The organism is Sphingomonas melonis, from assembly GCF_013409985.1.
GTDB lineage: Bacteria > Pseudomonadota > Alphaproteobacteria > Sphingomonadales > Sphingomonadaceae > Sphingomonas > Sphingomonas melonis_A.
Map to the genome: position 1 here is coordinate 67,899 of NZ_JACCBY010000005.1, position 26,404 is coordinate 94,302.

Genomic DNA, 26,404 nt, shown 5'->3' on the forward strand with positions numbered 1-26,404 from the left:
TCGTCTCCGGATTATGCGAGGGTGAGGACGCCGGCGGCATCGTCGAAGTCGACGGTGAGCGTCTCGCCGGTGTTGAGCGTGATGGCCGAGCCGTAGTCCCAGAAGCCGATCAGGCCGCCAGAGGTGGCGTTGTAGAGCACCGCGTACCGGACAGGCCCGATCGACCCGCCGGATGCGGTGATGACGGTGTCGGCGAGCACCAGCTTATAGGTGCCGCTGGTCTGCGCCGACGAACTCACCGTCGCCTGCGGCCCGCCGGCGACATAGCCGTTGCCGGCCGCGATCTCGGTGATGTCCGCCTTCACCGCGTTGGTGGCGGCCGGCGCCGTGTTGCTGAGCATGACGCGCAGCGTGTCGGACTGCAGGTTGTGCTGCTTCTCGGCCAGCGCCTCGACGAAGGCCTGGAATTTGTTGAACGTGGCCATGGGCTTCCTTTCAAGGGGTTGGGATCAGCGGGCGCCGCAGCCGGAGGTCGAAGCCGCGAGGCGATCCTCGAAGTTGAGCCGGATGCCGGCTTGCGCGCGGACCGCCTGGGCCTTCGCGCCAGGTGCGCGCGCGGCCCATTCTGCGGGGCTGATGCGCGCGGCGAGGGGCGCGGGAGCAGGTGGACGATCAACGACGCAGCCGACGGCAACCGCGATCGCCGCGTCGCGGTACTGGACGATCGGCTCGGGCGCCGGCGCGTGCGCGCAGGCGGCGAGCAGCACCAGGCTAGAAACCGTCGCGATAGAGCGCATCGAGCACCGCATTGCATTCCTCCAATTCGGCCTCGGCGGAGAGGCGTTGTGTTCGGGTCTCGGCTGCCTGGGCGCGCTCGATCCACGCGTCGCGCTCCCGAACCGTCGCCTCGGCGAGCTGGCGATTGCGAAGGCTCACCGCCTCGAGGCGGGCGGTCTCGGCGCCGGCCGCACGGATCGAGGCCGACTGGCGATCGACGACGGCTCGCGCCTCATTGCGCTCCTGGCGGTACCGATCGCGCAGGATGCCGATCGCCTCGATGGTGACCGGCGCGGCCGCGGCGTCGACCTTCCGGCCGGTGGTGAGGTCGATCGAGACCAGGATCTTGCCAAGGGCAGCCTTGTAGCCGGCGCGGAGGTGGTCGACCCGCGCGCCCCAGGCGAGCGCCAGCAGCAGGGCGGCGACCAGGCCGAGCGCTGCGTAGCGGCGGATGGTGGCGAGCGGGGTCATGCGGCGAGCCCGGTCAGGCAAAGGGCACGCTCGCGCTCGCGGCGCGCGACCAGGCCGGCGAGCACCCTGCCCTTCGCCTTGTTCCACATAGCGAAGGCGTTGCAGCCAGCGACCCAGGAACCAGCGTTGAAGCGCCGCGCCGCGGTGGAGCGGCAGAAGCTCGGCCAGCCGATGTTATAGGCGAGGCTCACTGCGGCCGCCGCCTGGTTGCCGCGGCCGTACAACGCCGGCACGCAGGCGATCACGTGGCTGGCGGTATCGACCAGCTCGAACTGCAGCTTGGCGGTGCACTGCGCCTCGGTGAAGGTCTGCCCCATCCGGACGCCGCGAGTGATGCCGTCGCAGGCCGTCGGCACGTTCACCGCATCGAGGTAGGCGCGCAGGTACTGCGGCCCGGAGATATGGCGCACTGTCGCTTCGCCGCTCGGGGCGATCGTCACCGCGACCTTGCGGCCGCTCTCCTCGGCGGGGATGGTGGTGAACAGCGTGGTGGCAGCGAGGACGCTGCCGAGGACGGCGGCGAGCGTCTTCGCGATCGGCTTGGCCAGGTCAGCCATCATGCTTCTCCTGGTCGACCGGGATCTCGATCGCCGGCGCGATCGCGCGCGGCGCGCGGCGGATGACGCTCTGCACCGTGTCGGTCTCGTAGATCCGGATCAGCGTCCAGAAGATGGTCAGAATGGCCGCGATATGCGGCAGCAGCTGCGCGATCGTGCCGACGACGATGCCGGCAGATACGACGTCGGCCGACGCCTTCACGGCGCCGGGAACATGGTCCAGCGTCATCGGGTATCTCCAATGTTATGAGGGGGCGGCCGTGCCGCCGTCCGGCTATGCCGGGGTGTTGGTGTCGGCCGGCGCCGGTGCGGCGTCCGCCCGGGTTGGTTCGGCCTCGGGGGTCGCCAAGTGGGTGGCAAACGCGGCGACCTGGGCGCCGCTAAAGCCCATGACGGTTTCGATGTTGCCCAGCATGTCAGCGACGGTCGGGTCGCTGGCCACCAGGAGCTGGCGGCAGGACGCTGCGGCGTCGACGATCGGCGCGACCTTGGCGGTCGTGAACGCGTCGACCAGCTTGCCGACGAGGGCGAGCTTTGCCTTTCGCGCGTCCTCTCGCGCCGACCAATCGGCGATCGCCTTGCGATAAATTAGATCGTCGAGCGTCTTCTGATCGTCTTCCGTGAACGTGCTCATTTCGGTGCCTCTTCTTGGTTTGCTTGATTGATGCTGAGATCAGAGGCCGGTGACGTCGACGATCAGCGCGTTGCCAAGCGGCCGAGTCCAGTCCGGCGGATAGTCGGGCGGGGTCGGCCCGAAGCCGAGCTGGCCGCGAACATCGTCCCAGCTGACCTCACCGCTTGAAATGGCGCCGCCCGAGACGCGCGTGCCGTACAGCTTGCCGTCGTTCTGGTAGGACCACGACGAGTCGCGACCCTGCGGTGAGCCGTCCCAGATGATCTCTTGGCCGTTGAGGAAGTAGCTGCCTGGCGACAATGGGCGGCGGTGGCCGGCGAAGTCCTGCTGCGCGACCGCGTAGGTGCGCGAGGCGTCCAGGTTCCGGCTGTCGCCGGCGCTCGTCAGCCGATCGACCACACGGAACACGTCGTAGTCGCTGCTGTAGATGATCACGCCGGTCTGCGGATTGCGGAGCGTCAGACCGCCAGGCGACCGCGGCATGTTGCTCGACAGATCGAACATCCAATAGCTGACGGTGCCGCTGGCAACCGAGCAGGCATAGTGCGCGTAAGTCTGACCGTTGATCTGGGTCGTGCCGGCCTTGGCGGTGAAGAACGGCGCCGCGACCGCGAGCACCCGTGTTGCGCTTGCGCTCGGGATCGGGATCAGCGCCGATCCCGGCGTGGTGTTTCCGGCGACCCGGCCCTGCACATTGACCGAGCCCTTGCCGACCATCTGGAATGTGAGCGCCGAGGCGTCGAACTGGATACGGCCGTCCGGCCGCCGGATGCGCGCGGTGACCATCAGGGAACAACCCCATAGAGGAAGGTGGTCGGCGCCCTCTCGGCTGCATTGCTGCCCGAGCGGGGATACCGCCAGGTCAGCGTGTTGCCGGAGAAGGTGAAGACAGCCTCGTAACCGTCGCGACCGACGAACCCGCCGAGCAGCGTGAACACCACGCCCGTTCCCCAGCTGAACCGGTCGTCGGTGATGGTCCCGGACTGCGCCGTCCCGGCACCGCCGATGCTGGCGGTGCCGAGGTGGAGCATGGCGTTCGTGTTGCTGTCGAGCCTCACCCGATTGGTCGCGCGATCTCGCACGATGAGGCGTGCCATCAGTCGACCGTGAGTTCGATCACCCGCACGCCGTTCGGCGCGGTGATGATAAAGCCGTGATCGCTATCGATCGAGATGACGTTTCCGCCGACGTTCTTCTGCACCTTCACGTTGCCGACGAAGTTGATGTTGTCGGCACCGAAGTCGATGGCTGTCCCGTTGATCGTGTCAGAGCGGATCGTCGCTGTCGCGTTGCCGCCGCCTGATCCGGCGGTCAGCTCGATGCGAGCCGCCGCCTGCTTGGTGCGCAGGTCAGCAACCGCGGTCTCGGTGATGCCGGTCCGGCTGGCGAGGTTGCCCGCGGTCGCCTCAGTGTTGCTGACCCGCTGCGCCAGCGAACCGTACTGATCGGACAGCGTCTTGTTGATCTGCTCGATGCGCGTGGCGTTGGTGGCTGCATTGGTGAGCGCGCGGCGCCCCTCAATCTCCATGTTGGTCGCAGGGCGAATGACCGCCTTATGCCAAATGGTCCGGAGGAAGCCGACGCCGGCTTGCCCGTAAGAGCCGAAGCGCTCCCAGCCCGCCATCAGGTACATGAGCGTGTTGGTGCTGTCGGCACCGTTGTAGACCAGGAACGCCCACTGCCTACGGTTGTTGGCCTGATCGGTGATGACCTCGGACGTGTCAGCGTATCGGCCGAACGAGAAGGTGTTGTCCGACTCGTAGCCATTGTTGAAGTTGATGTGCACGCCGGCACCGGTCCAGATGCCGTCCTCAGCCCGCACATCGACTTCCATGACGTACCAGCCGCGCGGCAAGGCACCGAGCCCGATCCGAACCCCACAGTTGAGCCCTTGGCGGTCGACCTGAAGGCTGCGGAGCCCGCTATACGGGTTCAGGTAACCGGCAGCACCGCCATACGGCCCGATGAAGCCACCGCCCGACTGCGACCAGATGACATACCCTGGCGGAGTGTTGCCGTTCCCTGCCGTCGACCAAGCCGGATCGGCGAAGAAGGGATTGCGGTTGAGCGCACTGTTGCCAAACGACGACGACAAACTCGCGTAGGTCTGAGCCTGGGCGCGGCTGGCATCTGCCGCGACCGCAGATCCACTGGCAGCACCTGCCGCGCTCTGCGCCGACCCGTTGGCGGCCTGTGCGTCAAGCTTCGACTTATCGGCAGCCGAGGCACTCGCGCCCGCGGCATCTGCCTTGGTCGATGCGGTAGACGCGCTGGTGTTGGCCGCGTTCGCATATCCCTGGGCGGCCGTCTGTCCTTCGACGTCCTCCATGTAGAGGAGCGAGACCTCGCATGGCGTGCCGCTGGTCCGGTACATGACACGGCCCCATGCCGCGCCCGCAGGCCAGGTGAAGCCTGACGACCCGTCGCCACTGATGACGGCCGTGATGTCCTTATAGCCGTCGGCAACGGTGAAATTGGGGATCGACGTCACCAACACGGTATTGCCCGCCATCAAGGCGCCGTTGGCGTCGAAGAAGGTGCAGCACAGGATATGGCCACTGACTTGGGGGCCATCCTGAGTGAGCTTCACCCGGGCGTAGAGGCGGTATCGCTTACCCGGCTGCAGCCTCGTCGGCCCCTTCGGGTGCACGTGGTACGTGTTGGCGCCCACGCGCAGCATGCCCCCGACGGCGCTGAAGATACCGTCCTGGGTCAGATTGTTGGTCGGCGCGAAGTCGTTGTACTGGTTGTACGACCAAAGCGTCATCGCCATGCCCGGCGACCGGTTGTCGTTTGCCGAGTTGGCGGCCGCATCCGTGGCACTGCGCGACGCCAGCACCGCCTGAGTGGCGGCCGTGTTCGCCGACCCCTGCGCGCCCGAGGCGCTGGTAACAGCCGTGTCGCGGGCGCTTTCGGCCCCACCTCGGGCGGTGACAGCGGCTTGCCGCGAACTTTCCGCAGCGCTTGCCGACTGACCTGCTGCCGTGTTGGAGGCCGCGGCCGATGATGCGCTGGCGCTCGACGCGTCAGCATAGCCTTTGCCGGTGACCTCAGAGGTCACGTCGGTAATGGTGATGCTGCGGATCTCGTAGCGGCCGTCGGCGTAGACGTCTTTCGAGAAATAGGGACGCACATAGACGGCACCGGCGACGGTACCGATCGTCAGGTCGCGGGTGTGATTTGCATCGGCAGCTGCGATGCCGACCTGCTGCGCCGAAATCTGGTTATAGTTGGCGTCGAGGTAGGCCAGCCCGATGTAATGGGTGCCATTGAGGTTATCGACGTTGGCGCCGACGACTGCGGTGCGCACGATCCGGCCCGGAACATACGACACAACCCCGGCAGGACTGATCACCGCGTCACGAGGCGGCAGCCGAACAACCCAGCCGTTGTTCTGATAGAACTCGTAGCCCCACGGCGTTGCCATTCTGGCCGTCGGCGTTCCGCTGAGACTGCCTACATACCAGTATTTCAGCGTGTCCGGCGTGAAGGTGGACAGGATCAGGTTGGCAGCGACAACCCCTGCCTGGTCGCGAGCCGACGCCGAGAGGCTCGCGCTGCTCGCGGCGCTATTCGATGATCCCGCGGCGTTCGTCTCGGAGGTAGCCGCCCTGCCCGCGCTCGCTGACGCCTGGCCAGCCTGTGTCTTCGCGATGTCCGCGCTGGCCGACGCCGTGGAGGCAGAGCTGCCCGCCTCACCCGCCTTCTGCGTGGCAGTGGTGGCGGCGCCGCTCGCCGTCTGCGCAAAGCCCTTCGCATCCGTGACGGAGACCGCGGACGCCTTTGCGGCATCGCTGGCCACGACCTGCGCCGCACTGGCGGCATCCCGCGCCGCCTGCGACTGATCGCGCGCGGCCTGCGAGGCGTCACGGGCTGCGTTCGCCGCGTCGACCTGCTGCGACAGATCGGTCTGCCCCTCGCCCACGGTGGCCACCAAGCCGTCGATGTCGGCGCGCGCCTTGTCGATCTGCTTGATCACGTCGACGACCGGCCGATCGCCGACGTTCGTGCCGACCGGAGCGCCCACGGTCGCACCGTCCTCCGGCTTCTTGCCATCGTCGTCGGCGACCGCGCTCCAATTCGCCGTCGTGCCCGCCTCGTCGATCGCCTGGACCAGCGCGCTGTTGCTGGCGTCGTAGACGATCGCCGCCGCCGCCTGCACCGGCGGTGCGTCGCTTGCGTCCCACTGGTAGAAGCTGGCGCTCTCGAAGGTGAGCGTCATGTTGCAGGTGCCGTTCTGCCCCAGCTCCTGTTCCTTCACCCGGAACAGGGCACGCGCGAAGCTCAGCGGCGCGAAGGTGAACGGGACCGGGTCACCGACGGCGTATTTCCAGGCGCGGATATCGAACGGCGCGGTGAACTCGCGGGGATACTGCTTGCGCTGCAGGATCTGCTTGGCGACCCGCTGGGCATGGCTCGGGCTCTCGACGGCGCCGAGATCGAGCGGGAAGATACGATCCTGCCCGTCGAGGCTCGCCAGGCGAACCTCGGGGTAGTCGATCATCTGGTAGAGCGAGTTCGTCGACGCATCGACGTACTTGCCGCGCACCACGTTCGGCACCGTCTCGAGCGCCGCGTCGGGGTTCCAGTTGAACGCGCCGATCACGTCGTCGTCGTTGAGGCCGGCGTCGACGGCCGCCAGCGCGAGGTCGTTGTGCGCAATCACCAGCGCCAGCTTGCCCCCGGTGTCGCGGAAGCGGCCGCAGCAGGCCGCGCAGAGCATATCGAGCGCCGTCTTGGCGTCGTCACCCTCGGAGATCACCGACGCGCCGTGGTAGCGCGGCTCCTGCCCCCCGGCGGACCGGTTGACCAGCTCGTCGGCAAGGTTCGCCGCAACGATGAACGAACCAAGGTCGAGCCGCCGCGCCGGCACGCCGGAGCCCGTCGCCAGCTTCATCTCGCCGGTGGTCGGATTGCGGATGCGCCAGCCGAGCACAACGCGCAGCACATGCAGCGCCAGGTTCTCGCCAATCACCGCGCCGTCGTCGGCGGTGTAGCGCCAGGTCGACTGATCGTTCGCGCGCATCGGGCCGTTGCCGCCCGGGACGGTGCTGTCGCGGCGCGGATCGTACAGCTTGGCGCCGCGGCCGATCACGGTGATGCGGCTCGGCAAGCCGGACGAGAACGGGCTCTCAGCCTTCTTGCTGTTGCCGGTGACCTTGAAGCGCCAGTGCGAATAGGTGCAGCCGGTCAGGCGCGCGCTCTGGTTCCACCGGCCCGAGCCGATGACGAAGGCGTTCGCCGGCGATCCCTCGAGGACGATATGCGGAACCGAAAAATAGCCACGGTACTTGCCGACCACGCCGGTCGTCGCCGACCAGGCCATCTCGGTGTTGAACCAGATCTCCTCGATGCCGTCGGAGGCGTGGCTCGCATGGGCGACGACCCAATCACAATATTCCTGATCCTTGCCGGACCATTCCTCGAATCGCACATCGACCGGCATTGCGGTCTGACCCAGCACCGTCTTGCGGAAGGCGCGTGGATCGATGCTGGCGGTCAGCCGCTCGGTCTGCGACGCCGGCACCTTGGGCGCCTTCATCAACAGGCTGGCTGCCGCGCTGAGGCCGCCGGCCGCCAGCAGCATCGTGCTGGTCGAGACGCCGAACAGCGTGAGGCTGCCGGCGAGGCCGCCGAGCGCCACGGCGCCGACGCCGGTCGCGATCAGTGCGGCCGCGCCGATACCGATCGCGGCGATCTTGAGAGCTTTGGCCATCCTAGAAGCCGAACCGGACGTGCCAGGCGCGGGGCTCGACCCACTTCGCCCGTTCGAACAGCACCAGGCCCTCGCGATCGCCCTCGCGGCCGACGGCGACCAGCGCCGGGCCTAGGCACACGCCGAGCAGGCCCGACGACATGACGATATCGCCGCGGTGGGCCAGCGCCGGATCTACGACGTCGAACTTGGCGTCGAGCGTAGCCGCCAGCGTGCCGGCGCCGAAGCGGCGGAGCGCGCGGACGGATCCACGTGGCGTGCTGTAGCGGCCTCGGAACTCGGGCATGGGATCGATGCCGGTCATCGCGTCGATCGCGCCGGCCGCGAACGTGCAGCAGTCATGCTCGCCCCAGGCAAAGGCACGCGCGCGCAATGGCTCGAGGTACGCGGCAAGGCGCACCTCCCAATCGGGTTTCCGGTACATGGCGGCTCCGATCAGCTGCGCGCGCTGGCGCCGTTGGCGATCGCGATCGAGAGCGCGGCCGACGTGTCGCCGGGATCGTAGCTCAGCTGATCGAGATAGGTGCGGTTCGAGGCGTTGCCGAAGAAGGCGAGGTACGTCTCGACGTTGAGGTTGATGACCTGCCCCTGCCGATCGCCGCTGATCTGCGGGACCGACATATAGCCGGTGTAGAAGGACCAGATCGCGCCGATCCGGGTGAGGTTCTGCGGATCGAGCATCGCGCGCCACAGGCGGCAATCGCGGCCGGCCCAGTTCTTCCGGTCGCCGATCTCGGTCATGATTTCGTCGTCGACGCTGGCCAGGCCGGACAGCTGCAGGGACAGCGTGTCGCTGCCGCCCTCCTTCGCCTTCACCGGTCCTACCGAGACCATGCGCGGATCCACGGCGTTGAAGGTGAAGCCGTCGAGATCGGCGTCGCCGGTACCGGAGAAGGTGAACGAATAGGGCGCGTTGGTGACCCGGATCGGCGCGCCGGCGAGGTCCAGCCAGGCGAAGGTGACCGGCCGGCGGACAGCTGCGGCGAGCGCCGCCTGGGCGCCGGCGTCGGGGCGGATGTCCATCAGCCAGCCTCTTCGCAGTCGAAGGTGATCGCGTAGTTTTGCCCGATGCCGACCTTCCAGCCGTTCTTCGGGTCGCTCATCGCCATGACGGCGTAGGGCAAGCGCACCTCAACCGGCGCGGCGTCGACCGTCGCGAAACGGACATACGGCTTCACGCTGAGCGTCGCCTCGCCGCTGGCGTTCGCCACGACGGGCGCCGTGAGCATCAGCAGCTGGTCGGCGATCGTCACGAACTGGCCGCGCTTCAGCTTCTGCCCAGCATCGCCCCAGCCGTTGGTGATGATGCTGCGCCCGCCCTGCCCCGCGCCCTTCACCTTCACCGCAAGCCCCGCCGCGATTTGCGGCCGCTCAACGGCGATCACGCGGAAGCTATTGGCGATACCGTCGCAGTCGACGACGAACGCACGCCAGTCGAGCACGCGGTCCTCGCCGACGATCGGCGGCAGCGTGACCTTGGCGAACCAGCGCGGCGCGGCGGTGAGCAGCGTGACGCGGCGCCGGCCAGTGAACTCGCCGCGATTCGCCTGGCCCGGCTGATCGATGTTCCATTCGATGTTCGCGGCGGTTGGCGCGGCAGGCATATTGATCAACATCAACCAAGGCCCCCAGGCAATTCAGCGCGGCGCAGCTTCTCGATCGTCCGTGCCTGCGCGCCGCTCATGATCGGCTCGGCGGAGGCAGCGACGGTGCGGAACGACACGTCCTGCATTCTCGCGTCGAACTCCGGCCCGGCGTTCACCGCGATCGAGCCCTCGACGACGAGCCGATCGCGGCGGCCGCCGGCGCCGGCGCCGGCGACGTCGCGCATGCTCGGCGCCTTGGCGGCGCTGAGCCGCGGGCGGCCGATTGCACCGCCGGTGGCGAGACCCGGCATCCGGAAGGTGCCCTTGTTCATCGCATCGATGACGGGCCAATATTTCGAGGTCGCCGCGGCGGTGACGATAGACTCGCCATTCGACACCATGAGCGGATCCTTGCCGTCGATCAGCGCGAAGATGCTGTCGGAGGTGCCGGTGCCCGGGCCAGAGATCTTGCCGCCGGTCGCCCGACCTTCGATCTTGCCGCCGGTCTTCAAGCCGAAGAAGCTGCCGCCGATCGCCGAGACGATCGCCTTCTCGATCGCGATGCGCGCGAGATCCGCGATAATTTGCGAAGCCATCTTCTTGAAGGCCGAGCTGACACTCTCCGTGCCCGAGATCAGGCCGCTGAGGCCGCTCTCGATGGTTTCGAAGCCGTCGACCGCGACGCCCTGCAGCGCCTCCTTCATGTCGCCGGTCGCGTTGCGCAGGCGCTCGCGATATTGGTCGAGCGGTCCGGCGTTCTTGCGATCGAGGCTCTGCTGATCGGCTCCCTGCAGCTGACCCAGCATCGCCAGCCGCTGCTGGGCGATCTTCTTTTCGGCTTCCGTTGAATCGCGTGACGCGATCACGCCTTCGAGCTTGGCGCGCTCCTCGGCATACTGGACGTCGAGGATCCGCTGCTCGAGATCGCGGCGCTGGGCTGCCGTGGTGACCAGATCGCCCTGCTTCTGCAGCAGCTCGACTTCATTGGCGCGGCTGGCTGACGCGACGGTAAGCGCCTCGTCAGCGATGCGCTGGCGCTCGCGCGCGTCGACGACGTCCGTCTCGAGCGCCGCGCGCTGGTCGTTGAGCCGCTGCAGCTCGAGCTTGCGGGTCTCGGCGACCTTCCCTTCGCCCAGGCCGCCCTGTTTCGCCTGCTGGGCGATCTCGTTGTTCCGGTTCTGGCGCTCGGCCTCGATCCGGTCCTTCTCGATCTTGGCCCGCTCGATCGCCGAGTTGGTCAGGTCGGCGCGCGCCGCGGCGATGTCGTTGTTCGCCTGGCGCTCGGCCGAGCTGTACGCGCGCTCGTCGGCCGCCGCGTCGCGGACCTCGGTGCGCTGCTTGCGATCGGCGGCCGCGGCGGCACGATCCGCTTTCTTCTGCGCGGCGGTACCGGCCTTGGCGTCGCGATCACCCTGGGCGCCGGCGGCCGCGCCACGCAGCGAGCTGGCATCCTGGCTGGCGGCCTGCTGCGCCGATTCGGCGGAGAGGCCTTCCTTCCGATATTTCTTGTATTGGGTCAGCTCGAACTTCTGCGCCTCGAGGTTGTCGACCTGGGCACGGATGCCGCGTTTGCGCGCGACGACTAGGTCACGCGTGACGCGCGCCAGCTCGCCATCGATGTCGCGGCCGCCGTTGCGGTCGCTCTCGCGGATGCGGCTCTCGAGCGGAATGCTGGCCGCCCGTTGCGCGCCGCGATAAGCATTGCCCTGCAGGGACCGGTAATACGCGACCAGGCGCGCATCCTGAGCGTTCGCCCGGCGGTCCGCATCGCTCAGCCCACCACCACTGATCGCCATGGCAGAGCCGCCCGAGACGCTGACCATGCTCGGCCGCCGCGCGTTGATCCTCGCTTGCGCCTCGTTTGCGTTGTGCTCCGCGTCGACGGACTGCGTCGTCAGGCTCAACACCTGCTCGTGGCGGCGCGCCTCTGCCAGCTGGCGTAGCTTTCCGGCGGCCTCGCCGACCGCCCCAGCGAAGGCCAGCATCTTGCCGGTGGCGCTGCCCGCCGAGGCACCCGCCTGGTTGACGCCCGAGGCGGCGGCCGTGCTGCTCGAGGCGAGATCGCGAAGATCCTGGTTCAAACGGCGGCCCGCCTCGGCCGCGTGCGCCATCGATTCGGCCGTTGCCCGATTGCGCTCGTCTGCCGCGGCTGCCGCGCTGCGGAAGAGCAGCAACGCGCCGACAAGCGCACCGATCGCCAGCACCGCCGCACCGCCGGCGACGGATCCGCCGATCAGCGTCAGGCCGCCGGCGAATAGCCGCGACGCCGCGTCGCCGGCCCGGGCGGCGAGCGTCGCGCGCGCCGACGCGGCGGTCGCGACATTGGCGGCCTCCGCCGATCGCAGCTGCGCCCCGGCCAGCGTTCCCTCCGCAACCGCCAGTTCGCCGTCGACAACAGCCAGGCGCTGCCTGGCGGCGGCCAGGCGCTGCGTCGCAAAGGTCGCATCGTTGTTCGCGGCCGCCTGCGCTGCAAGGGCGGCGTTCCGCCCGTTGAGCCCGCCCTGAGTAAGGGAGACGGCCGCCGCCTGCGCTGCGGCGCGGCGTTCCACGACCAGCGCCCGTTCCGCCGCGATCTGCTCGCGCAGCATGACCTGCTCGGCCTGGCGCGCGGCGATCGTGCTCTCGATCGAGGCGACCTCGGTCGCGGCGCCGGCGGCTGCCAGCTCGGCCGACCGCGCAGCGAGCTGCGTCCGGCTGACATAGCTCGCGTTGCCGAGCACGACCTGCTGCGCAAGCGCGCGGTCCGCGTTCATGACGGTCGCAAGGACGGCCGACACGCCACCTACGGCGAGGCCGGCCGCCTTCACGCTGCCATAAGCCACGGCGATCGTCGTCAGCGCTGGGATGACGGTGTCGAGATTGTTGGCCAGGGCCGCGATCCCGCCGGCGACGCGCGCGGTGGCGCTGAGGCTCGCATCGGTCTCGCCGATATATTTGCCGAGCGCGTTGTTGAGGACGGTGAACGACGCGCCGATCGTGAAGTTCGACTTGGCCGCCTGCGCCTCGAGCTGGGCGGATCCCTTGAGGAAGCCCTGGAAGAAGTCCTTCGAGGTGAGCGTGCCGGCGATGACGTCGTTGCGGAGCGCGGAGACCGAGCCCTTATACTTGTCGATGCCGTTGGCAACCGCCTGCAGGATCGGCCGCGCGCCCTCGTTGATGCTGTTGAATTCTTCGGCGCGGACATAGGTGCCGCCGAGCGCCTGGGTCAGCTGCAGCAACGCGCCCGAGCTGGACTCGGCGCTGCCACCCTGGACCTTGAGTCCGGCGCCAACACCGTTGACGAACTTCAGCAGATCCGACTGGCTGGCGCCCAGTTCCTTGGCGCCCTGGCTCAGCCGGCCGAAAAGCGAGCCCGTGCTTTCGAGCTCGACGCCGTAGCGCTGCGAGATCTCGTACAGCGCGTTCTGCGTCTTGCCGAGGTTCGCGCCCTCGAGCCCCGCCACCTTCAGCTGGTTGGTGAAGCGCGTGTAGCCGTCGGCATAGTCCTTCAGCCGGTCGGCGCTGAACGCTGCAGCGATACCGGCGGCCGAGCCGAGCAGCGCCGCCTTCATGCCATCGGCCGACCGGCGGACGCTCGCCTCGGTCTGCGCGACCGCGGTGCCGATCGTCGCGATCTGCCGGCGCGTCGCGACGATCGACGTGTTCATGTTGCCGAGCGGTCGCCCGACCTCGCCGAACCGACGATCGACGCTGTCGAGGCGGCGCTGCGTGTCGCCGGCGAACCGGTCAACGCGCGACTGCCCCTCGTTGAGATTACGGCGCAGCAGCTCGACCGACGCATCCACCTGGAGCAGCAACTGCTTTACGTCGGTCGCATCAGCCATGCGTTACTCCTCGGTGGGCACGTTCATGGCCTTCCAGGCCTCAAAAGCGGCCCAGAACTCATGTGGTGTTGCGTGCCAGAAGCGGTCGGCCGCCCACCCGAGCGCGGCCGATGCGATGCCTGCTATTCGACGGCGGGGATCTCGGGGGTCTTCGTCCCCGCCGTCTTCGTTTCCCCCGAGGGCAGGCAGCCCCCGGTCAGCGCCAGGCCGAGCACGATCGCGATACGAGGCTGCACCGCCATCAGGCCGACCGGATAGAGCAGCTCGCCGATCGTATCGGCGTTGGCACCGCGCGCCGAGCTGGCGATCGCCTTGTCGGCGGCCGAGGCATATTCATCCTCGACCAGCGACCGGCCCCAGGCGCGCACCAGCTCGGTGACCACGATCGCCTGCTGTTCCTGGTTGAGGCAGCCTTCCTCGGCGAGCTGGGCGAGCTGCAACAGCGGCGCGCCGGTCTTCTTCTCCATGGCGACGATCGCGGTGTAGGAGGGGCGGAGCACGAAGCGCTGCCCCTCCAGGACCAGGTCGACCTCGCCGCGGACGTCGTTCGCGGCGTCCATGGCTTAGCCGAGGGCGTCGGTGGTCGGCGCGGCTGCGGCGCTGAACTCCGCCTTCGCCTTCACCGCATCGTTCTGGCCGAACTCGGTCGAGCTGATGTTGCCATAGACCGAGCCGGCGAAAACGACGTCGCCATTACCGCCGGTCGCGCCGCCCTTGCGGATCTGGACGTTGAACGGCGTCGCCGGCGTCGCATTGCACAGCGTCTCGAGGCGCGTGTAGCCGCTGGCGTCCGGCAGGTTCGGCAGCATGTCGAGCGAGATCTTGAGCGACTTCAGCCCCGGCGCCGAGGTGCCGTAGCCCTGGTCGTCCTTCGTCGACGTGTCGATCGAGCCGGCGTCGCGGCTGATCGAGAGGGTCTGCTGGCCTTTGACCAGCGCGAACGTGCCTGCGGTCGCGGTTTCGACCCAGAGCAGGTAATCATTGCCAAGCTTCTTCGCCATCGTGCTTCTCCCATGTGAAAAAGCCCCGCTGGCGAGGCGGGGCGAGGATTGATGAAGGGGAAGGCTCTCAGCTGTTGCTGAAGGCCAGGATCGTCAGGATTGTGGTGCCGACGTAGCCGGAGGCGTCCTCGGCCAGCTCGGCCGCGCTGCTCGCCACCGAATAGTGGAGGTTCCAATCGGCGGACTCGAACGACTTGCCGCCGAGCAGCGCCTCGATCTGATCCTGCAGGGCTACACAGGGGCGGCGCTCGTCGCCCTCGGTCAGAACGATGATCGTCAGCGTGATGCGGCGATCGGGGTCGTCCGTGCCGGCGAAAGGGACGCTGAGCAGGTCGCCGATGATGACGACCGGCAGCGGCTGATCCTCCGGAACGTCCTGGAAGACCGGCGCACCGGTGACGCCTTGATCCAGAATATCAAACGTCGTGGTTTCCGCCACCGAGGAGGCGCTAGTCACGGCCGCCGTCTCCGATCCGCCTCAGTGCGCGGTCAAAGACGTGGTTCGCGCGCTGGTTGATGATGCCGCGGAGTTCGCGGTATCGTCCGGAGACGAAATAATCGCCCTTTCGGGCCTTCACGCGAAGCTGGTAGGTCGAGACGAGATGGGCCGACTTCTGGCCGTTGCTGCCGAGCTTGAAACGACCAACATCCTTCGCGCGGGCACCGCGATTGTAGCGGGTAACCGTCACAGTCTGCGCCTTCCGGCCTTTGTCGAGGATGAAGCCGTAGAAAAGCTTGGCCCGGCCGCGTTTGGTGCCGAGTAGACCGACCTGCAGCCGCAAAGTCTTCGGCAGAACCTTGTATTTGACGCCGGCGGCCAGCTGTCCGGTGCGCCGGCGGGCGCGTGCCTGCATTGCGGCGCGGATCTTCTGACCACCCTCGTTGAGGACGTCGACAATCTCGGCCGACACCGCGTCCGGCAGCTGCTTGAGGCGCTTCCGGAAGGCGCGCGCACCCTTCACCTTGCTCATGCGCCGGGAAACCCGCTCTCGCACGTCATCACCAGCGCGGTGCCGGTGAGATCGAGGGCCGCCGATTTGACCTTCATGGTGATCGTCCCCCACATCAGCTGCGACTTGGTGTCGATCTCGGCTCCGGCGCGCACGGTGACTCGCCACAGCTGGATGGACCGCTCGACACCGAGCCTGACCGCTTCGTCACCGCGCAGCGCGATCACTTCGGCGGGCAAATCGGTGTCTGTCGTCCGCCACGCGGGCTGCCCCTCCGGTACCTTGCGGCCGCCGGCGCCATTGTCGGCGGTGTTTTTCACCAGAACGTCGATGACGTGCTTCAAACGGCTGGAAAGGCTGCGCGGCTTCATTGCGGCGCGCCCAGCACCCGCACCGTGCGCAGCAAAGCCGCGGCGGCAGGAGGCGTCGCATATTCGCCTGCGCGGTCCTCATACCAAGCGGCGCAAAGCACCTTGATCGCGTGGATGAAGATGGCGAGCACGTTCGGATCGGTCTCGGCCTTGTCCCCTACGATCGTGCGGCCGGTGAACGCCTCGCACAGGCTCCTGGCGGCGATCAGCATCGCCGCCAGGGCCGCATCGTCACCCGTCGCGCCCGGGTTGAGGCGCAGGTGCACCTTGATCTCGGTGAGCGTGACGGGCTCGGGCATCAGGCGACGCCGCGCAGGGCAGGCCGGCTGCGGATCACCGTCGCGGCGATCGGCGTGCCGGTACCGTGCGCGCCGGAGAAATCGGCGACGAGGCGCAGGTAGCGCTTGCCGCCGATATAGCCGACCTTCTGGATATCGGCGGCCGGCTTCGCGGCGACCAGCGACCTGACGATGCCGTTGTTGATCGCGGCCGGCGCCAGCCCGTCGACGATGATATCGGCGTCGGTGACCGGCACCTGGTCGGAGCCATCGTCCGCGTTGCCAGCGGTGAGCACCATCTCCACCTTGTTGGCGTTGGTGAAGTTGATGCCGCCCACGCCGACGTGGATCAGGATGACAGCCGAAGCAAAGTTCAGCATGTCGACGAGGATCGCCGCGCTATCGGCGGCATAGACGCCGGGCGTGATCGCCTCGGCCGGGAACATGCCCGTGGTGTTATCCCTCTCGGGGGTCATGGCAGGAAACCTTCTGCAGGAGAGTGGCGCCGGGGGTCACCCGGCGCCGGGCCCGAGGGTCGACGCTTACGCGCCGACCTTCAGGAACTTGACGGCTTCGAAGTTGGTCGCGCCGCCACCCACACGCTTGCGCATGTGGAACTTCACGAAGCCGGGCTGCGTGATGTTGTCGCGGACGACCGAGGTGCCGAGGCGATCGACGATCGTGTAGCCCTCGGCGAAATCGCCGAACGCCAGCGGCGTCTTGCCGGCTTCGATCTTCGGCATGTCCTCGCCGTCGGCGACAGGGAAACCAAAGATCGATTCGACCAGCGCACCGTCGCGCAGTCGGAGATCGACCAGGTAGTTACCCTGGCCGTCCTTCAGCTTGCGGATCGAGCCCAGCGTCTTGCGCGCCGACAGGAACTGCGCGGCCTGGCGGTAGGCCGCCTTCACCGAGAAGATCAGGTCGATGATGCAATCCGCCGGCGCGGTCGCGGCGAAGCCATCCGCCTTGCCGGTCAGGATGTGCTGGAAAATGCCCCAGGCACGGGCGGCGTCGTCGTCCGCCGCGGTCTTGTAGGTCAGCAGGCCCTGCGGCTTCAGGACGCCGTCGCCGAGCAGAAACGCCGCGTTCTCCTTGCGCGAGAACTTCGACGTCGCCTTGTCCGCGATCCACGCCTCGACGTCGATCTTCGCGTCCTCGAGCAGCTTCTGCGTGACCTTGGGGTACGCATAGAGCTCGTTGACGGGGATACGCCACATGCCGAGCTGCGGCAGGTCGGTCTGCTTGCGCTCCTGGCTCTCGCCGACCCAGGCGGCATCGGCCTCGCCGTTGTCGATCGGGCCCTCAAGGGCATCGGTGCCGATCGACACGACCGTGGCGAGCTGGCGCATCGGCGTGGTCTCGTAGACCTTCTTCACCATGCGCCCCGACACGTCCGGCGTGACCCAGAAGCCGCCCGAGGGATCGACGGCGACCTGCATGGTCGTCATCTTCTGCTCATTGCGACGCAGGTAGCTCCCGAGGTCGGCGCGGTAGCTCTTCAGCTCGTCGGCCGAATAGTCGCCCTTGCCGATCAGCTCGCCGAATGCCGCGGCGGCCTTCGCCTCGAGCGCCGCATCGCCACCGGTGCCGAGCTGCAGGCGGTTGGCCTTCGCCTCGAGGGTGTCGAGCTGCTTCTTCAGATCGGCCTTCAGGTCGTCGATGCCCTTGTTCAGCTTCTCGACCTCGTCCTTGGTGACGGCGTCTTCGCCCTTCTTCTCTGCCTGCTTCAGGCGCTCGTCGTTCTTGGTCTTGAATTCCTCGAACGTCTTGCCGAGGGTTTCGACGGCCTCTTTCACCTCGGTGGTGAGATTGCCGGTTTCCTTACGTTCGGGCGCCTGCGCGAGGATGGTCGCGCCGGCGAGCAGCGCGCCGCGCCGGCCGATGAATTGCGTCATGATGGTGTGCTTTCGTCAGGCGAGGGCTGTGCCGGCTCGCCGCAGGGACATGAGCAGGTCCTTCACCCCGTCGCGGGGCTCCTGCTCGGGTTTGTCACCACCATCACGGAGGTGTTGCTTGACGATCGCCACCGCCTTCACGGCCGCGGCGCTCGACAGGTTGCACTCGCTGCGCAGCTGCTGCTCGAGCGCGCGCGCATCCAGCGCCGACTTCACGCCCGTGATCTGCGCCTCAGGCAGCATCGGGAAGGTGACCAGGCTCACCTCCCACAGATCCACCTTCTTGAGGCGGCGAGCGCCGGTCGTGCGGTCGATCTCGTAATCCTGCGTGCGGTAGCCGATCGACAGCCCCTTCACGGCGCCGGCCTTTACCAGCGCACGGGCAACGGCGGCCTGCGGCACGTCCATGACCAGCTGGCCCGAGATCTTGAGGCCCTTCTCGTCCTCTTCGAACTTATCCCAGAGGCCGATGACGATCGACGGGTCATGCTGCCAAAGCATGGGCACCCCGCCCTTGCGGCCACGCAGGGAAGCCTTGAACGCGCCGGGCAGGACGATATCGCCGCCGCGATCGAGCAGGCCGAAGACGGAGCCATAGCCATCGATACGGCCGGTGCCGTCGTCGAACTTCAGCTCGAGGTCACAGGCGAGCTGCTCGATCGTGCCGGCGGACTTGCGCTCGGGAGCGCGACGATCGGCGAGGATGGTATAGGGTCCGCAGATCCGCGGCGTCAGCGGGGTGACGAACGGCTTACGCTCCGGCGCGCGGCCGGTGACGGCGATGAGACGATCATCCATCGATGACATGCTCCTTGAGGCCGGTGACCAGCACCGGCGGGTGGGTGTCGCCCCAGATCGAGAGCCAGATCTCGCCGGTGTCGACGATGCGGCGCAGCTCGTCGATCGACGGCCGCCAACACGACAGGACGCGACCGTCTGCGCGGCGGACTGGCAGAGGTACGACGGTGTCCTCGCAGCCGGCGGGTGCGCCGAGCAGCAGGTTCGCCTCGGCGAAGAGGGCGGGCTCGGCAATGTCTACTCTTTGGCCTTGGGCGGGGTCGCGACCGGCGTCAGGTCGCGGCCATCCTGGACGGCCATGTTGCCCTCCACGATGTACTGTGCGCCGCCTGCGTCATCGCGCGGGTTCCAGTCTTCCAGCTCGCGCCACTCGTCGGCGTTGATCACGCCGTTCCGGCGCTGGATCTGGAGGCCTTCCTGGCGGCTCTTGTAGTCGCCGCGCATCGAGGCATTGAGATTGAAGCGGGCGACGAGGCCCTCGCGCTGGTCCGCTTCGGTGAGGAGCCCGACCTCGATCGACTGCTCGATCCGCCCCGCCCAGGGCGTCATGGTGAACATGCCATGCGCGAGGAACATCTGCTCCGAGCTGGAATAGGTCGCGACCTTGTCGGCCAGGCCGACCATGATCGGCAGCACGCGAGCGGCGCGGCACGTCTCCTCAACCTGATATCGGCGCGTCTCCAGATGCTGGAGGTCGACGCCGGTCATCTGCTGGCTGAGCCACTTCGCTCCCTTGTCGAGGATCAGCGGCGAGCCGGCGAGGTCGCCCGCGGCGGCAAATCGCTTCAGCCATTTCGACAGCTGCTCATACTGCGGGCCGGTCAGCTCCCCCTCGACCGAATAGGCACCGCTCGGTTTGACGCCGTCGCGGTGGATCTCCGCATGGCTCGCCTCAAGCGCCAGGCTGAGCCCGAGCGCTTCGCGCGCCAGCCGTACCGGCTCCATGCCCATCCAGCCGTTCCAGCTCGGACCTCTGATATGCCAGATCGAGGCATCAGGAACCGGCCTGTAGGAGCCGCCGTCGCCGGCGACGGCGTAGCTGTACGTCTGATCGGGCCGCTTGGTGACCTGCACCTTGCCGGGATCGAGCAGCAGCAGCTCGTGGATCCGATCCTCACCGACACGATTCACGAAGACGAAGGCGTTGCCGACCAACATGACGTGGAAGGCGATCGTCTCCCACAGGCTGAAAGCCGTCAGCCCCTTGGAGGGCTCGAGGAAGAGCAGGCGATATAGCGAGTGATCGCGCGCCTGGTCGTAACCGCCCTTCGATCGCGGCCGAAGCAGTCGGCACCGCGCGGCGGCAAGCCCTTCGCCGACGACGCGGCAACAGGCATACATCGCGGTGACCTGTAACGCGGTCGACCAGTTGATCGCGATCCCGGTCTTGGATCCGGCATCGAGGAGGAAGCCGGGCAGCTGATCGAGCGTCTGCGCTTCCTTGCGAGACGGCGCCGCCAGTCGGCCGAACAGGCCTTGCATCAGACGCGCCGCGCGTGTTGGATCGCGCCGTAGACGAGGCATGCGCCGGCGACGATCAGGCCGGCGGGCGCGTAGATCTGCCTGACGCCAGCGATGATCATCGCGACGCCGGCGATGCCGACCAAGTCGCGCGAGGCAGCGCGCACCAGCGGCGCCAATGCCAAGATGGTGATTTTCATGCGTCCTCCCAGAAGGATTTGGCCGCAGGCTCCTCGCCCAGCGCCACGGCGATCGCCGCGATGAGCGCGACCGGATTGTCGATCTTCGCCTCCTCGCGCGGCTTGCGCGGGTAGACGTTGTCCTTGGCGTCCTGCTGGGCGACGACGTTGCTCATCTCCCATTCCATCACCGGGCATCCGGCATGGGCGATCAGCTCGGCGCGGGTGAAGGCGTCCAGCTGCTTCATGGGGTCGGAGAAGTTGACGACGTTCGGCCGCATCTCGAGGACTGGCGCGCCCTTCTTCATCAGGCGGGTCACCAGCATCGTCGCCTGGGCAGGGTCGTAGGCGATCTGCTCGACGTCGAAGATATCGCGCGCCTCATCGATGGCGAGTTCGATCTCTTCGTAATCGGTGATGTTGCCCTCGTTGACGTCGAGGAGGCCCTGCGCATCCCAGCCCTGGTAAGCGCTCACGTCCTCGACCGCTTTGGACGGCAGGAAGTACCGGCCGAGCCGGATATATGGATCCTGCTTTGTCGGCCGATCGCCGAGCGGTGGGAACAGATACTCGATGGCTGCGATGTCGACCTTGGACGCGAGATCGAGGCTGAGGATGCAGCGGCGGCCGCGAAGGCGATCGATCTGTGCGGCCTCTGCGAACAACACCGGGATGGTATCGTCAGCGCACCGGCGCCAGGCCTCGATGTCGAAGTAAGCGGCCTTCGCCGCCACCCAGAGATTGAGGTGCTTGGTCTTGAAGATGCCGCGTTTCCGCGGCGTCAGGATCGCATCACGCTGCCGCGCGAGCAGATACTCGAGGCCGACGGACACCCCGATATTCGGGTTGGCCTTGCGGAGCGTCTCCTCGCTCTTCCAGTCGTCTCCCTCGTCGGCGGCATATTCCGCGAAGAAGGTTTCGTCCTCGAGCGGCGGGCCGCCGTTGTGGCCAATGCCGTTGAGCTTCGCGCGCTCTTCCAGGATCAGCGCGTAACAGGGGCCGGCGAGATTCTCGCCGGCCGTGGTGATGAGCAGCTGCAGGGGCTGGTCGCGGGCGCCCATGCCGGTGATCATCGTGTCGACCTGGGCGTCGTCGGCGTGCTCGTGATACTCGTCGTGGATCGAGCAGCTCGGCGACTGGCCATCCCCGGGGTCGCCGATGATGGTCTCCATCCGAGATCCATCGTCCGGACGCAGCAGCTGCTTCGCCAACACGTCGATGCCGAACTTCTTCGCGAGCGCCGGCAGCTTCTGGACCATGATCTTTGCCGGCCGGAAAACTTCCCAGGCCTGCTTCTCGTTGGTCGCGCCGGAATAGACCTCGGCGCCGAACTCGTTGTCGGCACAGAGCATGTAGAGCGCCAAGCCGGAGGCGATCGCCGACTTGCCGTTCTTACGCGGCACCACCAGTAGCCAGCGCCGGAAGCGCCGGGTGTCCTTCTGCGTGCCAGCCTTATGCAGCCAGCCGAATACGCAGCAAATGTTCCAGATCTGCCAGGGCTCGAGGACTAGGCGCTTCTTCTGCCGCGCCCACAGCCCCTTCGTGTGCGGCAGCCGCTCGATGAAGCGGCACGGACGGGCGGCCCGATCCTCGTCGAACCGGTAGGGAAACACCTTCGTGCGGCTGAGCTTCAGCTCATTGAGGAAGCGCTCGCACTGTAGGCGGATCTGTTTGCCGGCGGGGATCGTACCCGCCGCGACGTCGGTCGCATACTTGCGCGCGATCGCGGCATAGTCCCGCTCCGCACCCTGGCGTAGGGCGGCCACCGGTTAGAAGTCGTCGAATTCGCCCGGCGCATCCTTCTTGCCGTTGGCGAGCTTCATGGCGGCCGACGGATTGAGCATCAGCTCGCCGAGCAGTGATTGCGCGTGGCGCATGGCATCCGACAGCATGGCCACCTCGGGCCGGGCGCGGATCATCTCGGTGATGACCTGCTGCCCATCGACCTTGCGGACGGTGGTGCTGGTGCAGGTGTCGCCGACCATCTCGAGGACGGCCTGCCAGCGCTGGATCTGTTCGAACCGCTGCGCGAGGAGGGCGACGTGCTGGGCGAAGAATGGCTCTGCCCTACCCTGCTGCGCAAGGATGCTCGCGATCTCGCGGAAGATGAGCTGCGCGTGTCCCGACAGGTGCAACGGGGGCGCCATCTCGTCGGCCGACGCGGCGGTGATGGCGACCGCCTGGCGCTCCGCGGCCGTCAGCTTAAGAGCTGGATCCTTGCGCCGGCGCCCGGATCCGGGGCGCGCTCCACCGCTCGCCATCGGCGCTTCTCCCGGGGATCATTTTAGGTTTGAAATCGCGCACGCGAGAAATTGTCTAACCACCGGTGTCCCCAGCCGACCGGCTCAGAGATCCGACCCACCCCCACCCCTCGGGCCATTGCGGCCTGAAATTTTGGGAGGAAAGGGCCGATTTGTCACCTGAGGTCGAGTCGATCGACGCGGTCGCGGGCAAGCTCGGCCTGGGTCTTCAGGTCGTGGCAGGGCTTGCAGAGGCCCTGCTTGTTGCTGCGGTCGTCCGTGCCACCATCGGCCAAGCGGATGATGTGGTCGACCTCGACGGCGGGCTCAGTGCGGCCGAGCTTGAGGCAGCGGCGGCAGAGCGGCTCCTCGGCCAGCACCGCAGCACGGTCACGCTGGCCGGCGCGGCCACGCTTGCGACGATCCACCACGCCTTCAGCTGGAGCCCACTTCTTCCGAGGTGCCGACTGACGGCCGAAGCGCGGCGCTTGCATGGCCATCAGCCCGGCACCCTCTGCATAGCCGCCTGCAGTACCGCCGTGGGACTCGCGGCCTGCCGCGCTATCGCGCCGACGATGAGGGGCGATAGCCGGGTCGAAAGACGGACCATGGTCCCGTTGATGTGGACCAGATCCACCGACGTCACCGGAAGCCGCGGCCGCGCACGACGGCGCGCACGTCACCGGCGACTGCCTCGATGTTGTCATGCAGCCGCTGCAAGGCGAGCAGGCTTGAACGTGGCGTATCGAACTGATCCGCCAGGTCGAGCAGCTGCTCGGCCGCAATGCGCAGGCGATCGCCTGCGGTGAGGGGCTTGGGTGCGGCCATCGCCACCTCCGAATATCAGACATGCTTACGACTTCCGCCGCGGGGATCGCGGGGAAGGTGTGGCGGGCGCGCAAGGGTCGATGCCCCAGATCGTCTGTCCCGGTGACCGCTTGAGCGGTGGTTGCGGCTAAGCCGCCTTTGTTTGCTGAGAGGCTGGCAGTAGGCGCCAGCCCTCAATTTTCCATGAACGGTTGCCGAACTGGACCCTCGCGGCCGGGCCATTCACGGCTTCGACGACGCCTGTCAGGCCATCCATCGCCGGCATATTGGTGACGGTCACCTCGGCACCAGCCGCGAACGCCATCGGCTTTCCGCGCAGCTCGCGCAGCTGTGCCAGCTCGACAGCGCGGGCGGCGCGCCGGCGGGCGGCCTCGGTCTTGGCGGTGGCCATGCGGATCCGCTGCGCCTCCTGATAGGTCTCGGCGTCCCGGATCGCGGCGATCGCAGCCTGCTCACGCGCCTCCTCTGCCTGCAGGCCCGTGATCTGCGCTCCGCCGATGATCGGCGCCTTGCCGGCGCGGTGGAAGACTGAGAACGCGGGATGTTGACTGGCGGGATCGCTGGCCTCGCCGGTCAGCGCAACCAAGTGCTCCTCCTTGGCGAACAGGAAGGTCGGCAGGATTGGCGCGTCGGCCTCGATCGTCCTGGTGCCGGCGGGTGTCTTTGCACGCACCGTACGGCGCAGCACCTTGGCCGGCGTCCAGACGTCGTAACCCGCAGCGCGAAGCGAGCGCATCAGCGGCAGCGTTTGGCCGCCGCTCGTCCGGAGAATGAACCAGCGCGACATGGCGGGCTCAGGCGTTCGCGATGTCGAGTGGCACGCCGTGCCACGGTGCGTCCGGCCCGCTGCGATCGTAGAAGCGCAGGTAGGTGCGCGAGCCGATGACGCGCATCGAGTCGCGGATCGCTTCCATGGCGCGCTTCCAGCGATCGTCGCTGATCTCCACGCGGAGCAGCATGAACAGCCCGGCGTGGCTGATCTGCCCCTCCTTGTCGACGGCGAACACGCGGTCGACGAGTGCACGGATCTCGACGCGGCTTTCCGCCGACCACTCCCGAAGGCAATCGTCGATCAGGCTCTTGGCGACCTGCAGCTCCGGTCCGAATTCGAGCTGGTCCGCGACGGCCACCTGGATCTTCGCGCAGCCGTCGTATGCCGGCAGCGTGATGTTGCCCTTCTTGCCGCCGATCTTCGCGTCGTAGTCCTGCGCGAGTAGCGCCTGCAGCTGCCCGACGCTTTCGAAGGTGCGCTGCTTGAACTCAGCGATCATCGCCGAGACGTAGCGGGCCTGCGCCAGGGTCTTGTGGACCAGCTCGTCTATGAGGAGATCGACCGGCTTCACGGTCTCGATCGGCACGAGCGCACCCTTTGCGTCGCGGAGGTACCACGCGCCGTTCACGTCGATCGCGGCGTGGTGCGGCTTGTCTGTCATGCCTGCGCTCGCGACACGCTTGAGGCGATGTTCACCAGCGAGCGGACGTTTGTCAGGGCGCGGCGCGCATGTTGGCCCAGCTCGACCTCGGACAGCATCTCGAAGAGTTGCTGCTTTGGTACGATTAGTGCTTCGCCTTCGATTGCCTCGATTTGAGCGCGTGTCTGCGCGACGTTGATCATGAGCCCCCAACTTATTCGACATCGGGTAGATGCTCGAATGGTGGGAGGATCTGTAGCTGCTCATTTGAGCAGGGCTGGTCGAGCACGCCGAGCGGTACCGAGTCTGTCCAGCCTAGACGGTTCAGAACCTCCACGAGGAGATTGCGGGAGCGCGCAACGTCGCGAATCCGGAAGCTGCGCTGGCGGCCGACCGGCCGATCGAGGATCTCCTCGGCAATCAGCTCGTCAACCAAACCACGCGCTCGCGTCTTGCCGACGCCCAGCTCGTCGGCAATCTCATCAAAGCTCGGGCTGCAACCGTCCGCGACAATCCGCTGCATGATGAAGGCCAAGGCTTCGTAGCGCCTCGGCACCGCGGCGATCACTGCGTGAACCCCCATAGATGACACCCCCGTCATAGAACATAGGGGGAATCACAATGCTGCGCTAGCTAATCAACCGTCATTCGTCTCGAGCGCAGTCCACCAGCAAAAGCCTTTTAGTCTCCTCAGTAGCTGATTTCACCTCGCGAGCGTTGATCCTCAGCCTTTTCGGCAAGTCGTTAGCGCTGCCATGCAGAGACCAAGTGAGGTATTGCAGGCCGCCCATTGCGAAGTCATCGGCTGGCTTAAACGGCACGACCCTGCGAAGTTGGTCGATGAAGGCGCGACCATTCCTCGTGATAGAGTTGAAGCGAGTCACATTTCCGGTAAAGGCGGTTGCATCCGCCGTCACGTCCCGGGTGTTCACCCAAGCCTTTGTATCAGCGTTCAGCGTTAGAAGTTCGGCACGCGGCCGCTCGAAAGTGATGGTCGTGACGTCAGGGCCAATTGGACGATGAACCCTCTGCAAGCTCCCCTCAAGCGTCTCTGCCAACTCGTCGAGGAACGGCTCGTCTCGCTCCATCCACCGGTCGACCTTTGCCGTAGTTGGCTCAACCTGCCTACGACTAGTCGCTTTGGTGAAGATCGTCTTGATCCAATCGTAGATGATTGGGGCGGATATACCTGCTACCGCCGGGTTGGCCTCGATATATGCGGCCAGTTCAACAAGGTAACTACCCGACCTTGATGGCAGAAGGTAGAAATCCGCGCTTCTCGCTGCGGTAGCTCTCGTTACGATACTGCCAGTCAGGAGGGCGTGGGTGGCGATCTGAACCGCTTGCGCAACGCCCTGAATAGATGCCGTACCGTCGTAGAGCGGTAATCTACCATCGGCCGCAATACCCCCGTTGTACCGGGCACGGAGTGGCACTCGTATCGTCACGTCGAGATCTCCATATCTTGTTGTGCGGGATATTG

33 protein-coding genes are annotated in these 26,404 nt (G+C 67.0%); all 33 read right to left on the reverse strand.

The window, feature by feature from the left end:
• Positions 1-11 precede the first annotated feature (11 nt).
• The 33 genes from HD841_RS15545 to HD841_RS15705 all read right to left on the reverse strand — a co-directional run bounded on the left by HD841_RS15545 (position 12) and on the right by HD841_RS15705 (position 26,369).
• Positions 12-425 (reverse strand): hypothetical protein, encoded by a 414-nt coding sequence (locus tag HD841_RS15545; RefSeq protein ID WP_179509809.1) that lies wholly within the window; start codon positions 423-425, stop codon positions 12-14.
• A gap of 24 nt (positions 426-449) precedes the next feature.
• Positions 450-737, reverse strand: a complete 288-nt coding sequence (locus HD841_RS15550; RefSeq protein ID WP_179509810.1) for a hypothetical protein — start codon at positions 735-737, stop codon at positions 450-452.
• A complete protein-coding gene (locus HD841_RS15555) occupies positions 712-1,188 on the reverse strand; it encodes a hypothetical protein (protein WP_179509811.1) in 477 nt (158 codons plus the stop codon). Before HD841_RS15555 ends, HD841_RS15550 begins: the two co-directional genes overlap by 26 nt.
• Positions 1,185-1,745, reverse strand: coding sequence for a lysozyme (locus tag HD841_RS15560; protein WP_179509812.1), 561 nt, complete (start codon positions 1,743-1,745; stop codon positions 1,185-1,187). Before HD841_RS15560 ends, HD841_RS15555 begins: the two co-directional genes overlap by 4 nt.
• Positions 1,738-1,974 carry a hypothetical protein gene (locus HD841_RS15565; RefSeq protein ID WP_179509813.1) on the reverse strand — a complete coding sequence of 79 codons (237 nt, stop codon included), beginning with the start codon at positions 1,972-1,974 and terminating at the stop codon, positions 1,738-1,740. The genes HD841_RS15560 and HD841_RS15565 overlap by 8 nt, the downstream gene beginning before the upstream one ends.
• 45 nt (positions 1,975-2,019) lie before the next feature.
• Positions 2,020-2,379: a hypothetical protein gene (locus HD841_RS15570; protein ID WP_179509814.1), complete on the reverse strand. Its 360-nt coding sequence runs from the start codon at positions 2,377-2,379 to the stop codon at positions 2,020-2,022.
• 39 nt (positions 2,380-2,418) lie between these two features.
• On the reverse strand, positions 2,419-3,165 hold the full coding sequence (locus HD841_RS15575) for a hypothetical protein (protein WP_179509815.1): 747 nt from the start codon (positions 3,163-3,165) through the stop codon (positions 2,419-2,421).
• On the reverse strand, positions 3,165-3,476 hold the full coding sequence (locus HD841_RS15580; RefSeq protein ID WP_179509816.1) for a hypothetical protein: 312 nt from the start codon (positions 3,474-3,476) through the stop codon (positions 3,165-3,167). Before HD841_RS15580 ends, HD841_RS15575 begins: the two co-directional genes overlap by 1 nt.
• Positions 3,476-8,095: a hypothetical protein gene (locus HD841_RS15585; protein ID WP_179509817.1), complete on the reverse strand. Its 4,620-nt coding sequence runs from the start codon at positions 8,093-8,095 to the stop codon at positions 3,476-3,478. Before HD841_RS15585 ends, HD841_RS15580 begins: the two co-directional genes overlap by 1 nt.
• A 1-nt stretch (position 8,096) precedes the next feature.
• On the reverse strand, positions 8,097-8,519 hold the full coding sequence (locus tag HD841_RS15590) for a DUF6950 family protein (protein ID WP_179509818.1): 423 nt from the start codon (positions 8,517-8,519) through the stop codon (positions 8,097-8,099).
• Between the two features lie 11 nt (positions 8,520-8,530).
• Complete coding sequence (locus tag HD841_RS15595; RefSeq protein ID WP_179509819.1) at positions 8,531-9,118, reverse strand: hypothetical protein; 588 nt, start codon at positions 9,116-9,118, stop codon at positions 8,531-8,533.
• Entirely contained in the window at positions 9,118-9,699 is a 582-nt protein-coding gene (locus tag HD841_RS15600; RefSeq protein ID WP_179509820.1) for a hypothetical protein, read from the reverse strand. The genes HD841_RS15595 and HD841_RS15600 overlap by 1 nt, the downstream gene beginning before the upstream one ends.
• Positions 9,700-9,710: 11 nt before the next feature.
• Positions 9,711-13,505, reverse strand: coding sequence for a tape measure protein (locus tag HD841_RS15605; protein ID WP_179509821.1), 3,795 nt, complete (start codon positions 13,503-13,505; stop codon positions 9,711-9,713).
• 122 nt (positions 13,506-13,627) lie between these two features.
• On the reverse strand, positions 13,628-14,065 hold the full coding sequence (locus HD841_RS15610; RefSeq protein WP_179509822.1) for a GTA-gp10 family protein: 438 nt from the start codon (positions 14,063-14,065) through the stop codon (positions 13,628-13,630).
• Between the two features lie 3 nt (positions 14,066-14,068).
• Positions 14,069-14,506, reverse strand: coding sequence for a phage tail tube protein (locus tag HD841_RS15615; protein ID WP_179509823.1), 438 nt, complete (start codon positions 14,504-14,506; stop codon positions 14,069-14,071).
• A gap of 67 nt (positions 14,507-14,573) precedes the next feature.
• Positions 14,574-14,945, reverse strand: a complete 372-nt coding sequence (locus HD841_RS15620; RefSeq protein ID WP_179509824.1) for a DUF3168 domain-containing protein — start codon at positions 14,943-14,945, stop codon at positions 14,574-14,576.
• A gap of 10 nt (positions 14,946-14,955) precedes the next feature.
• On the reverse strand, positions 14,956-15,477 hold the full coding sequence (locus HD841_RS15625) for an HK97 gp10 family phage protein (protein ID WP_179509825.1): 522 nt from the start codon (positions 15,475-15,477) through the stop codon (positions 14,956-14,958).
• Positions 15,474-15,827 (reverse strand): phage head completion protein, encoded by a 354-nt coding sequence (locus HD841_RS15630; protein WP_179509826.1) that lies wholly within the window; start codon positions 15,825-15,827, stop codon positions 15,474-15,476. Before HD841_RS15630 ends, HD841_RS15625 begins: the two co-directional genes overlap by 4 nt.
• On the reverse strand, positions 15,824-16,126 hold the full coding sequence (locus tag HD841_RS15635; protein ID WP_179509827.1) for a head-tail connector protein: 303 nt from the start codon (positions 16,124-16,126) through the stop codon (positions 15,824-15,826). Before HD841_RS15635 ends, HD841_RS15630 begins: the two co-directional genes overlap by 4 nt.
• Positions 16,126-16,581, reverse strand: a complete 456-nt coding sequence (locus HD841_RS15640) for a hypothetical protein (protein ID WP_218845591.1) — start codon at positions 16,579-16,581, stop codon at positions 16,126-16,128. The genes HD841_RS15635 and HD841_RS15640 overlap by 1 nt, the downstream gene beginning before the upstream one ends.
• Positions 16,582-16,647: 66 nt before the next feature.
• On the reverse strand, positions 16,648-18,003 hold the full coding sequence (locus HD841_RS15645) for a phage major capsid protein (RefSeq protein WP_179509828.1): 1,356 nt from the start codon (positions 18,001-18,003) through the stop codon (positions 16,648-16,650).
• A gap of 15 nt (positions 18,004-18,018) precedes the next feature.
• Positions 18,019-18,801 carry an HK97 family phage prohead protease gene (locus HD841_RS15650; protein ID WP_179509829.1) on the reverse strand — a complete coding sequence of 261 codons (783 nt, stop codon included), beginning with the start codon at positions 18,799-18,801 and terminating at the stop codon, positions 18,019-18,021.
• A gap of 237 nt (positions 18,802-19,038) precedes the next feature.
• A complete protein-coding gene (locus HD841_RS15655) occupies positions 19,039-20,283 on the reverse strand; it encodes a phage portal protein (RefSeq protein ID WP_179509830.1) in 1,245 nt (414 codons plus the stop codon).
• The gene (locus HD841_RS15660; RefSeq protein ID WP_179509831.1) at positions 20,283-20,462 is read right to left on the reverse strand and encodes a hypothetical protein; all 180 of its coding nucleotides are present in this window, start codon (positions 20,460-20,462) and stop codon (positions 20,283-20,285) included. The genes HD841_RS15655 and HD841_RS15660 overlap by 1 nt, the downstream gene beginning before the upstream one ends.
• A complete protein-coding gene (locus HD841_RS15665) occupies positions 20,459-22,207 on the reverse strand; it encodes a terminase large subunit (RefSeq protein WP_179509832.1) in 1,749 nt (582 codons plus the stop codon). The genes HD841_RS15660 and HD841_RS15665 overlap by 4 nt, the downstream gene beginning before the upstream one ends.
• A 3-nt stretch (positions 22,208-22,210) precedes the next feature.
• Positions 22,211-22,702: a P27 family phage terminase small subunit gene (locus tag HD841_RS15670; protein WP_179509833.1), complete on the reverse strand. Its 492-nt coding sequence runs from the start codon at positions 22,700-22,702 to the stop codon at positions 22,211-22,213.
• A gap of 155 nt (positions 22,703-22,857) precedes the next feature.
• Complete coding sequence (locus HD841_RS15675) at positions 22,858-23,181, reverse strand: HNH endonuclease signature motif containing protein (RefSeq protein WP_257015644.1); 324 nt, start codon at positions 23,179-23,181, stop codon at positions 22,858-22,860.
• A gap of 142 nt (positions 23,182-23,323) precedes the next feature.
• Entirely contained in the window at positions 23,324-23,509 is a 186-nt protein-coding gene (locus tag HD841_RS15680) for a hypothetical protein (RefSeq protein WP_179509834.1), read from the reverse strand.
• Between the two features lie 127 nt (positions 23,510-23,636).
• Complete coding sequence (locus HD841_RS15685) at positions 23,637-24,296, reverse strand: hypothetical protein (protein ID WP_179509835.1); 660 nt, start codon at positions 24,294-24,296, stop codon at positions 23,637-23,639.
• 7 nt (positions 24,297-24,303) lie between these two features.
• Positions 24,304-24,942: a DUF3164 family protein gene (locus HD841_RS15690; protein WP_179509836.1), complete on the reverse strand. Its 639-nt coding sequence runs from the start codon at positions 24,940-24,942 to the stop codon at positions 24,304-24,306.
• Positions 24,939-25,124, reverse strand: a complete 186-nt coding sequence (locus tag HD841_RS15695) for a hypothetical protein (RefSeq protein ID WP_179509837.1) — start codon at positions 25,122-25,124, stop codon at positions 24,939-24,941. The genes HD841_RS15690 and HD841_RS15695 overlap by 4 nt, the downstream gene beginning before the upstream one ends.
• 11 nt (positions 25,125-25,135) lie before the next feature.
• Positions 25,136-25,489 (reverse strand): hypothetical protein, encoded by a 354-nt coding sequence (locus HD841_RS15700; protein ID WP_179509838.1) that lies wholly within the window; start codon positions 25,487-25,489, stop codon positions 25,136-25,138.
• A 76-nt stretch (positions 25,490-25,565) separates the two neighbouring features.
• On the reverse strand, positions 25,566-26,369 hold the full coding sequence (locus tag HD841_RS15705; RefSeq protein WP_179509839.1) for a DUF7946 domain-containing protein: 804 nt from the start codon (positions 26,367-26,369) through the stop codon (positions 25,566-25,568).
• Between the last annotated feature and the right edge of the window lie 35 nt (positions 26,370-26,404).

Bases quoted from the DNA above. Each gene is read 5' to 3' on its own strand.
- HD841_RS15545 (WP_179509809.1), bottom strand. From the start codon at position 425: ATGGCCACGTTCAACAAATTCCAGGCCTTCGTCGAGGCGCTGGCCGAG.
- HD841_RS15550 (WP_179509810.1), bottom strand. From the start codon at position 737: ATGCGCTCTATCGCGACGGTTTCTAGCCTGGTGCTGCTCGCCGCCTGC.
- HD841_RS15555 (WP_179509811.1), bottom strand. From the start codon at position 1,188: ATGACCCCGCTCGCCACCATCCGCCGCTACGCAGCGCTCGGCCTGGTC.
- HD841_RS15560 (WP_179509812.1), bottom strand. From the start codon at position 1,745: ATGGCTGACCTGGCCAAGCCGATCGCGAAGACGCTCGCCGCCGTCCTC.
- HD841_RS15565 (WP_179509813.1), bottom strand. From the start codon at position 1,974: ATGACGCTGGACCATGTTCCCGGCGCCGTGAAGGCGTCGGCCGACGTC.
- HD841_RS15570 (WP_179509814.1), bottom strand. From the start codon at position 2,379: ATGAGCACGTTCACGGAAGACGATCAGAAGACGCTCGACGATCTAATT.
- HD841_RS15575 (WP_179509815.1), bottom strand. From the start codon at position 3,165: ATGGTCACCGCGCGCATCCGGCGGCCGGACGGCCGTATCCAGTTCGAC.
- HD841_RS15580 (WP_179509816.1), bottom strand. From the start codon at position 3,476: ATGGCACGCCTCATCGTGCGAGATCGCGCGACCAATCGGGTGAGGCTC.
- HD841_RS15585 (WP_179509817.1), bottom strand. From the start codon at position 8,095: ATGGCCAAAGCTCTCAAGATCGCCGCGATCGGTATCGGCGCGGCCGCA.
- HD841_RS15590 (WP_179509818.1), bottom strand. From the start codon at position 8,519: ATGTACCGGAAACCCGATTGGGAGGTGCGCCTTGCCGCGTACCTCGAG.
- HD841_RS15595 (WP_179509819.1), bottom strand. From the start codon at position 9,118: ATGGACATCCGCCCCGACGCCGGCGCCCAGGCGGCGCTCGCCGCAGCT.
- HD841_RS15600 (WP_179509820.1), bottom strand. From the start codon at position 9,699: ATGCCTGCCGCGCCAACCGCCGCGAACATCGAATGGAACATCGATCAG.
- HD841_RS15605 (WP_179509821.1), bottom strand. From the start codon at position 13,505: ATGGCTGATGCGACCGACGTAAAGCAGTTGCTGCTCCAGGTGGATGCG.
- HD841_RS15610 (WP_179509822.1), bottom strand. From the start codon at position 14,065: ATGGACGCCGCGAACGACGTCCGCGGCGAGGTCGACCTGGTCCTGGAG.
- HD841_RS15615 (WP_179509823.1), bottom strand. From the start codon at position 14,506: ATGGCGAAGAAGCTTGGCAATGATTACCTGCTCTGGGTCGAAACCGCG.
- HD841_RS15625 (WP_179509825.1), bottom strand. From the start codon at position 15,477: ATGAGCAAGGTGAAGGGTGCGCGCGCCTTCCGGAAGCGCCTCAAGCAG.
- HD841_RS15630 (WP_179509826.1), bottom strand. From the start codon at position 15,827: ATGAAGCCGCGCAGCCTTTCCAGCCGTTTGAAGCACGTCATCGACGTT.
- HD841_RS15635 (WP_179509827.1), bottom strand. From the start codon at position 16,126: ATGCCCGAGCCCGTCACGCTCACCGAGATCAAGGTGCACCTGCGCCTC.
- HD841_RS15640 (WP_218845591.1), bottom strand. From the start codon at position 16,581: ATGACCCCCGAGAGGGATAACACCACGGGCATGTTCCCGGCCGAGGCG.
- HD841_RS15645 (WP_179509828.1), bottom strand. From the start codon at position 18,003: ATGACGCAATTCATCGGCCGGCGCGGCGCGCTGCTCGCCGGCGCGACC.
- HD841_RS15650 (WP_179509829.1), bottom strand. From the start codon at position 18,801: ATGGATGATCGTCTCATCGCCGTCACCGGCCGCGCGCCGGAGCGTAAG.
- HD841_RS15655 (WP_179509830.1), bottom strand. From the start codon at position 20,283: ATGCAAGGCCTGTTCGGCCGACTGGCGGCGCCGTCTCGCAAGGAAGCG.
- HD841_RS15660 (WP_179509831.1), bottom strand. From the start codon at position 20,462: ATGAAAATCACCATCTTGGCATTGGCGCCGCTGGTGCGCGCTGCCTCG.
- HD841_RS15670 (WP_179509833.1), bottom strand. From the start codon at position 22,702: ATGGCGAGCGGTGGAGCGCGCCCCGGATCCGGGCGCCGGCGCAAGGAT.
- HD841_RS15675 (WP_257015644.1), bottom strand. From the start codon at position 23,181: ATGGCCATGCAAGCGCCGCGCTTCGGCCGTCAGTCGGCACCTCGGAAG.
- HD841_RS15680 (WP_179509834.1), bottom strand. From the start codon at position 23,509: ATGGCCGCACCCAAGCCCCTCACCGCAGGCGATCGCCTGCGCATTGCG.
- HD841_RS15685 (WP_179509835.1), bottom strand. From the start codon at position 24,296: ATGTCGCGCTGGTTCATTCTCCGGACGAGCGGCGGCCAAACGCTGCCG.
- HD841_RS15690 (WP_179509836.1), bottom strand. From the start codon at position 24,942: ATGACAGACAAGCCGCACCACGCCGCGATCGACGTGAACGGCGCGTGG.
- HD841_RS15695 (WP_179509837.1), bottom strand. From the start codon at position 25,124: ATGATCAACGTCGCGCAGACACGCGCTCAAATCGAGGCAATCGAAGGC.